The organism is Candidatus Izemoplasmatales bacterium (assembly GCA_041649275.1).
Taxonomy (GTDB): Bacteria; Bacillota_I; Bacilli_A; order Izemoplasmatales; family Hujiaoplasmataceae; genus UBA12489.
The window spans coordinates 23486-29901 of the sequence record JBAZNL010000018.1 but is presented as its reverse complement, the minus strand read 5'-3'; the positions used below and the strand labels follow the sequence as shown (position 1 = coordinate 29901).

At 61.8% G+C, this 6416-nt stretch carries 10 protein-coding genes; all 10 read right to left on the bottom strand.

What is annotated here, in order from left to right:
- Positions 1–218: 218 nt before the first annotated feature.
- The gene (gene truA, locus WC509_08025; GenBank protein MFA5007389.1) at positions 219–1217 is read right to left on the bottom strand and encodes a tRNA pseudouridine(38-40) synthase TruA; all 999 of its coding nucleotides are present in this window, start codon (positions 1215–1217) and stop codon (positions 219–221) included.
- Positions 1214–2182 (bottom strand): energy-coupling factor transporter transmembrane component T, encoded by a 969-nt coding sequence (locus WC509_08020; protein MFA5007388.1) that lies wholly within the window; start codon positions 2180–2182, stop codon positions 1214–1216. Before WC509_08020 ends, truA begins: the two co-directional genes overlap by 4 nt.
- Positions 2179–3039: an energy-coupling factor transporter ATPase gene (locus WC509_08015; protein ID MFA5007387.1), complete on the bottom strand. Its 861-nt coding sequence runs from the start codon at positions 3037–3039 to the stop codon at positions 2179–2181. Before WC509_08015 ends, WC509_08020 begins: the two co-directional genes overlap by 4 nt.
- Positions 3015–3821, bottom strand: coding sequence for an energy-coupling factor transporter ATPase (locus WC509_08010; protein MFA5007386.1), 807 nt, complete (start codon positions 3819–3821; stop codon positions 3015–3017). The genes WC509_08015 and WC509_08010 overlap by 25 nt, the downstream gene beginning before the upstream one ends.
- Before the next feature lie 107 nt (positions 3822–3928).
- Positions 3929–4288: a 50S ribosomal protein L17 gene (gene rplQ, locus WC509_08005; GenBank protein ID MFA5007385.1), complete on the bottom strand. Its 360-nt coding sequence runs from the start codon at positions 4286–4288 to the stop codon at positions 3929–3931.
- Between the two features lie 14 nt (positions 4289–4302).
- Positions 4303–5256 (bottom strand): DNA-directed RNA polymerase subunit alpha, encoded by a 954-nt coding sequence (locus WC509_08000; protein ID MFA5007384.1) that lies wholly within the window; start codon positions 5254–5256, stop codon positions 4303–4305.
- Between the two features lie 12 nt (positions 5257–5268).
- On the bottom strand, positions 5269–5658 hold the full coding sequence (rpsK, locus tag WC509_07995; GenBank protein MFA5007383.1) for a 30S ribosomal protein S11: 390 nt from the start codon (positions 5656–5658) through the stop codon (positions 5269–5271).
- Positions 5659–5672: 14 nt separating this feature from the next.
- Complete coding sequence (rpsM, locus tag WC509_07990) at positions 5673–6038, bottom strand: 30S ribosomal protein S13 (GenBank protein MFA5007382.1); 366 nt, start codon at positions 6036–6038, stop codon at positions 5673–5675.
- Between the two features lie 10 nt (positions 6039–6048).
- Positions 6049–6165, bottom strand: coding sequence for a 50S ribosomal protein L36 (gene rpmJ / locus WC509_07985; protein ID MFA5007381.1), 117 nt, complete (start codon positions 6163–6165; stop codon positions 6049–6051).
- 26 nt (positions 6166–6191) lie between these two features.
- The gene (gene infA / locus WC509_07980; protein ID MFA5007380.1) at positions 6192–6413 is read right to left on the bottom strand and encodes a translation initiation factor IF-1; all 222 of its coding nucleotides are present in this window, start codon (positions 6411–6413) and stop codon (positions 6192–6194) included.
- Positions 6414–6416 lie beyond the last annotated feature (3 nt).

Sequence of the window (6416 nt, the reverse complement as noted above, 5' to 3'; positions counted from 1 at the left end):
GATTTCTTCGATCCGCCCTTCACAAGGGTTTTTTGTCGTTATCTACATATATAAAGAATAAATAGATTGACAGAAGATAGTTAGTCACTCATTAATTTCCATACCAATCCAAAATCATCATAGTGTGCAAAAAGCAACCGGATCCGATGGGGAGACCCCAGAGAATCCGGTTGCTATCTTTGTTGTCAGAAATGCTTCAGATCACGCGTCCTGGCTGCTCAGTATTCGACCCGCATCAGGCAGAGCCCGGCGGCGGGCGCCAGTTCCTGCGTCCGGATGCGACTCTTCGAAGCGATGAGCTCCGCCATGTCCGCGTCCATGCTCCCCTGGGCGATCCTGACGAGCGACGCGGAAAGCAGGCGAATCATGTTGTGGAGGAAGCCGTCGCCGACGAAGACGAGCGTGATCCTGTCGCCCTCGCGTTCGACGCGCGCTTCCTTGATCGTTCGCACCTTCGAGTCTTTCTCGCCCTTGCTGAAGGAGGTGAAGTCGTGGGTGCCGACGACCTTTCCGATCTCGCGTTCGAGGACATCCTGGTCGAGCGGACCGGGAAACCAAGCCTGCCGCCGCCTGAGCGGATCGTAGGCGCCGACGTCGACGGTGTAGCGGTATTCCTTCTCGAAGACGTCGAAGCGGGCGTGGAAGAGCGGATGGGTCGATGCCGCCGCGACGATCCGGACGTCGTCGGGAAGCGAATGGTTCATGATCGTCATCCACCGCTCCGGCGAGAACTCGCGAACCGAATCGAAGTGGACCACCTGGCCGACGGCGTGCACGCCGGTGTCGGTGCGCGAGGCGCCGTTCACGGCCGTCGGTTCGCCGTTGACGTGCGAGACCATCCCCTCGAGCTCGGCCTGGACGCTTCGGAGTTCGGCCTGGCGCTGGAAGCCGAAGAAGTCGGTGCCGTCGTAGGCGACGGTCATGCGGATCCTGGTCCTGGACGGATCGGGGCGCTTGAAGAGGACGCGGTCGACCTTCCCGTCGTAGAGGAAGAGTTTCACGGAGAGTCCCGCCGCCGTCGTCCCGGAGACGGTCGCGCGGGCCTCGTCGGGGAAGAGGACGACGCCGTCGAAGATTCCGGGGAGGACCTTGAGGTAATCGATGGCGTCCTCGCCGTGGCGGACGACGCGGTCCTCGCCCAACAGCGCGACGCGCGGGTCGAGATGGGGGAGGACGTCGCCCTTCAGGAGGGCAACGCGAAGATCCCGGATCGTCATGGGATCACCCGGATCAGGATCGATCCGACGAAGACGAGGACGGTGAAGACCGCGGTGACGAGGTCGGCGGCGCCAAAGGCGAGTTCGTGGATCCGCGTCCGGGGTCTCCCCGGGACGAAGTTGCGCGATTCCATCGCGTCGGCGAGGTCCTCGCTCCGCTTGAAGGCGATGATGAACATCGGGATGAGGAGCGAGACGATCTGCTTCACCTTCTCGAGCAGCCTGCCCTCGTTGAAATCGGCGCCGCGGCTCGCCTGCGCGAGCATGATCTTGTTCGCCTCGTCGAGGATCGTCGGGATGTAGCGGAGCGAGATCGAGATGATGAGCGCGAAGTCGTCGGAATGGACGCCGAGCCGCTTGAGCGGCCGGAGGAGGCTTTCGAGCCCCTGGGTGAGGTCGGTCGGCTTGGTCGTGAGCGTGAGCACGGTCGAAAGCGAGATCACGATGAGCAGGCGGATGACGACGAAGACCGACGTCACGACGCCGCTCTCGTAGATCTCGAAGGCATACGTCGTCCAGACCGGGCCTTCGGCCGGCAGGTACGAGAACGCCGCGTAGACGCCCGCGATCCAGAGGATCATGAGCACCCCGCGGAAGCGGCGGAAGGAGGCGGCGAGGCGCCAGAGGACCGTCCAGGCGACGGCGGCGAGGATCGAATATAGCCCGATCGTCATGTCCTGCCGGAGCCAGAGCGTCCCCTCGCGGTTCAAGAAGATCTGGAAGGAGAAGGTGAAGACGAGCAGAACGAAGAGCGGACGCATCCCCCTCGCGACGCGGCCGACGGAGATCCTGCCCAATAACATGACCCCAAGCGTGACCGCAAACGCGATCGACACCTGGAGGATCGACTCGAGGAGGAATACCGCCACCATCAGGAAGACGACGGCGACGATCTTGGTGCGCGGATCGAGGCGGTGGAAGAAGCCGGTTCCCGGCACGTACTGGCCGATCACGATGTTCTTCATGGCTTCACCGCCCGCAAAAGCTCCCTGACCGCCGCGGCGACGTCCTTCTGGTAGACGTCGAGGTCGAGGCCGAGTTCCTTCTTGACGCGCTTCAGGATCCTTACCGAGGCCGGATCGTCGAGATGGAGCTTTTCGAGGTCGTCCCGCCGGAAGAGCGCGTCGGGCGTGCCGTCGAAGACGAGCTCGCCCCGATCGAGGACGAGGACGCGGTCCATGTACTCGTAGACGAGGTCCATGTCGTGGGTGATCACGACGATCGACTTGCCGGTCGATTCGCGAAGCGACCTGAAGAGTTCCATCATCGTCTTCTTGCCGCTCGGGTCGAGGCCCGAGGTCGGCTCGTCGAGGACGAGCACGGCCGGGTCCATCGCGAGGATGCCGGCGATCGAGACGCGCTTCTTCTCGCCGCCCGAGAGGTTGAGCGGATTGCGCTTCAGGTACTGCGGACCGAGGCCGACGAGACCGAGGGCCTTCTCCGCCATCGCCTTCGCCTCGGGGGCGGGCACGCCGAAGTTGGTCGGGCCGAACATCACGTCCTTCTCGACGGTCTCCTCGAAGAGCTGGTATTCGGGGAACTGGAAGACGAGCCCGACCTGACGCCGGAGGGCGTTGTATTTCACGTTCCGGTCGCGCTTCGGACCGACGACGGCGCCGAAGATCTCGACGGTTCCCGACGTCGGGAAGATGAGCGCGTTCATGTGCTGCGCGAGGGTCGACTTGCCCGACCCGGTCTGCCCGACGAGGGCGACGAACTCGCCGCTTCCCTCGATGTCGAGCGTGATGTTTCGGATGGCGTCGTAGTTCCCGAGGCCGTAGCCCGGGTACGCGTAGCCTACCTGCCGGAACCGGATCGCCATAGGACCTCCGCGAGCGCGGGCGTCATGTCCCCCGCCGCCATGATGTCGTAGTAGATGCGGATCGCCGCAGGGAGCTCGAGCCGGGCGTCCCGGAATGCCTCGGGATGCTTGAAGAGCGCCTCGGGGACGTCGGCGGCGACGACTTCGCCGTCCTTGAGGACGACGAGCCGGTCGGCGAGGAGCGCCTCCTCGATGTCGTGGGTGATCATCACGATCGTGAGCCCCTCGGCGTGAAGCGTCCCGATGTAGTCCATCAGCTCGCGGCGCGAGGAGGGGTCGAGCATCGACGTCGCCTCGTCGAAGACGATCATGTCGGTCTTCATCGCGAGGATCCCGGCGATCGCGATCCTCTGCTTCTGCCCGCCCGAAAGGGCGGAGGGCTCCTTGTCGAGGTAGTCGGTCATCCCGACCTTGGCCGCGTAGAAGCCGATCTTCTCCTCCATCTCGGCGCGCGGGATGCACAGGTTCTCCATTCCGAAGGCGATGTCGTCCTTCACGGTGACGCCGACGAACTGGTTGTCGGGGTTCTGGAAGACGATCCCGACCTTGCGGCGGACATCGTAGGCGGTCTCGTCCGAGAGGATCGTCCCGTCGACCGCGACGGTTCCTTCGGCCGGACGCAAAAGACCGACGATCGTCTTCGCGAGCGTCGATTTGCCGGAGCCGTTGTGTCCCAGGACCGCGATCCATTCGCCGCGTCGTACGTCGAGGTCGACGTGCTTCAGGACCATGCGCTTCTGGTTGTAGGTGAAGGAGAGGTTGCGGATTTCAAGGAAAGCCATGCGATCACCGCCGTAACACTATCATTATACCAAATGCGGGCGCGGATGGCGACACCGCTTGTCCGCGCCTTGAAAAAAACCGCGGCCCGAGGGGTCGCGGCTTTCGTTCAGACGAGTTCGATGATCGCCATCGGGCAGGAGTCGCCGAGACGGTAGCCGACCCGGAAGATGCGGGTGTAGCCGCCGTTGCGGTCCTGATACTTCGGGCCGATTTCCTTGAAGAGCTTCTGCAGCGCCGTCTGGTCCTCGATCTCGAGCGGACGGACGGTGCGGCCCGCGAGGCGGATCGACGCGAGGTCGCCCTTCTTCGCGAGCGTGATCAGATGTTCGACGGTACGGCGGAGTTCCTTCGCCTTGACCACGGACGTCTCGATCCTGCCGTGCAGGATGAGTTGCGTCGCGAGATCGCGGATGAGCGCCTTGCGGCTCGAGCTGTCCCGGTGGAGTTTTGCGTATCCTCTAGCCATGATTGCCTCCTGATTTAGTGTTTCGCCAGACCCAAGCCGAGTTCTTCGAGCTTTTGTTTGACTTCTTTCAACGATTTCTTGCCGAGATTGCGGACCTTCATCATGTCTTCCTCGGTCTTCTCGATGAGTTCTCCGAGGGTATGGATGCCGGCGCGCTTCAGGCAGTTGTAGCTTCTGACGGACAGATCGAGGTCCTCGATCGGCTTCTCCAGGTTCCTGGAGGATTCTTCCGACTTGCGCTCGATCATGAAGTCCTCGGCCATCGCCTTGGTGGAGAGCTCGACGACGGAATGGAGATGGTCGATGAGCATCTTGGCGGCCATGCCGATGGCTTCCTTCGGTCCCATGGAACCGTTGGTCCAGACTTCGACGGTGAGCTTGTCGTAGTCGGCGTTGTCGTCGACGCGGGTCTTGTCGACGGCGTAGTTGGCGCGGACGACCGGGGTGTAGAGCGAGTCGATCGGGATGACGCCGACCTTGTTCTCGCGGAACGCCGCGTTCTTGTCGGCCGAGACGTAGCCGTTGCCCTTGCGGGCGTTCATGACCATGCGGAAACGCTTGCCCTTGTTGACGTGGCAGATGTAGTGGTCGGGGTTGACGATGTCGACCTCGTCGTCGGCGATGATGTCGGCGGCGGTGACGTCGCAGGGGCCCTCGACGATGATCTCGAGGCGCTTCTCGACGGCGGGATTCGTCGAATCGATCGTCAGGACGACGCCCTTCAGGTTCAGGACGATCGCGGTGACGTCTTCGACGACGTTGTCGATGGCGGTGAATTCGTGGCTGACTTCGTCGATTTGGAGATTGATGATCGCGGCGCCGGGCAGAGAAGACAATAAAACTCGTCTCAGGGAGTTACCGATGGTAATTCCAAAGCCGCGATCCAACGGGGTGACGACGAAGCGACCGTAGTTCTCGTTGATTTCCTCGGTGATGGTCTTCGGCTTTTCGAATTTCAAGTCCTTCATCGGAGCGCCCCCTTATCCGCGCGGACGCTTCGGCGGGCGGCACCCGTTGTGGGGGACCGGCGTGACGTCCTTGATCGCGGTGATCTCGAGACCCGCCACCTGGAGGCTGCGGATCGCGGCTTCGCGGCCGGGGCCGGGGCCCTTGACGGAAACTTCGACGCGCTGGACGCCGTTTTCCATGGCGGCCTTCGCGCAGGCTTCGGACGCGAGGCCGGCGGCGTAGGGCGTCGACTTGCGGCTGCCCTTGTATCCGACGGCGCCGGAGGAACTCCACGCGATCGCGTTGCCGGCCGGGTCGGTGATGGTGATGATGGTGTTGTTGAAGGTCGAATGGATATGGGCCACCCCGAGCGGGATGTTCTTCTTCACACGACGTTTCTTGGTGACGACGGTACGTGCCATGGGATCATGTCCTCCTATTTCTTCTTGTTCGCGATGGTCTTCCGCGGACCCTTGCGGGTACGGGCGTTGTTCCGCGTGTTCTGACCGCGGGTCGGAAGGCCCTTGCGATGGCGGATGCCGCGGTACGATCCGATTTCGATCAGCCGCTTGATGTTGAGGGCGACTTCACGACGGAGATCGCCTTCCACCTTGTACTTCGAGACTTCGGTGCGGATCCGGACGAGTTCGTCGTCGGTGAGGTCCTTGACGCGCTTGTCCTCGGAGATGTTCGCCACCTTGAGGATCCGTTGCGAAAGGGTCTTGCCGATGCCGTAAATGTAGCAGAGGGAAATGACGACGCGTTTTTCCCTCGGGATGTCTACTCCTGCAATGCGAGCCATTGTGTACCTCCTACTTTCCCTGTCTCTGCTTGTGTTTCGGATTTTCGCAGATCACCATGACGTTGCCATGGCGCTTGATGATTTTGCATTTGTCGCAGATTTTCTTGACGGACGGTCTGATTTTCATGCCTTGCCTCCATTGAATTTGTGGAATCAGTTGATGCGGTAGGTGATGCGGCCACGTGTTAAATCATAGGTCGACAGTTCGACCTTGACCTTGTCGCCTGGTAAAATGCGTATGTAATGCATGCGGATTTTACCAGAAACGTGTCCGATGATGCGATGCCCGATCTCCAGTTCGACGATGAACTGCGCGTTCGGGAGAACCTCCACGACCGTGCCGAGCATTTCGATCACGTCATCTTTCTTTGCCATCGA

Bases quoted from the DNA above. Each gene is read 5' to 3' on its own strand.
- WC509_08000 (MFA5007384.1), bottom strand. From the start codon at position 5,256: ATGAAGGACTTGAAATTCGAAAAGCCGAAGACCATCACCGAGGAAATC.
- infA (MFA5007380.1), bottom strand. From the start codon at position 6,413: ATGGCAAAGAAAGATGACGTGATCGAAATGCTCGGCACGGTCGTGGAG.
- WC509_08015 (MFA5007387.1), bottom strand. From the start codon at position 3,039: ATGGCGATCCGGTTCCGGCAGGTAGGCTACGCGTACCCGGGCTACGGC.
- rplQ (MFA5007385.1), bottom strand. From the start codon at position 4,288: ATGGCTAGAGGATACGCAAAACTCCACCGGGACAGCTCGAGCCGCAAG.
- WC509_08020 (MFA5007388.1), bottom strand. From the start codon at position 2,182: ATGAAGAACATCGTGATCGGCCAGTACGTGCCGGGAACCGGCTTCTTC.
- rpsM (MFA5007382.1), bottom strand. From the start codon at position 6,038: ATGGCTCGCATTGCAGGAGTAGACATCCCGAGGGAAAAACGCGTCGTC.
- rpmJ (MFA5007381.1), bottom strand. From the start codon at position 6,165: ATGAAAATCAGACCGTCCGTCAAGAAAATCTGCGACAAATGCAAAATC.
- WC509_08010 (MFA5007386.1), bottom strand. From the start codon at position 3,821: ATGGCTTTCCTTGAAATCCGCAACCTCTCCTTCACCTACAACCAGAAG.
- truA (MFA5007389.1), bottom strand. From the start codon at position 1,217: ATGACGATCCGGGATCTTCGCGTTGCCCTCCTGAAGGGCGACGTCCTC.
- rpsK (MFA5007383.1), bottom strand. From the start codon at position 5,658: ATGGCACGTACCGTCGTCACCAAGAAACGTCGTGTGAAGAAGAACATC.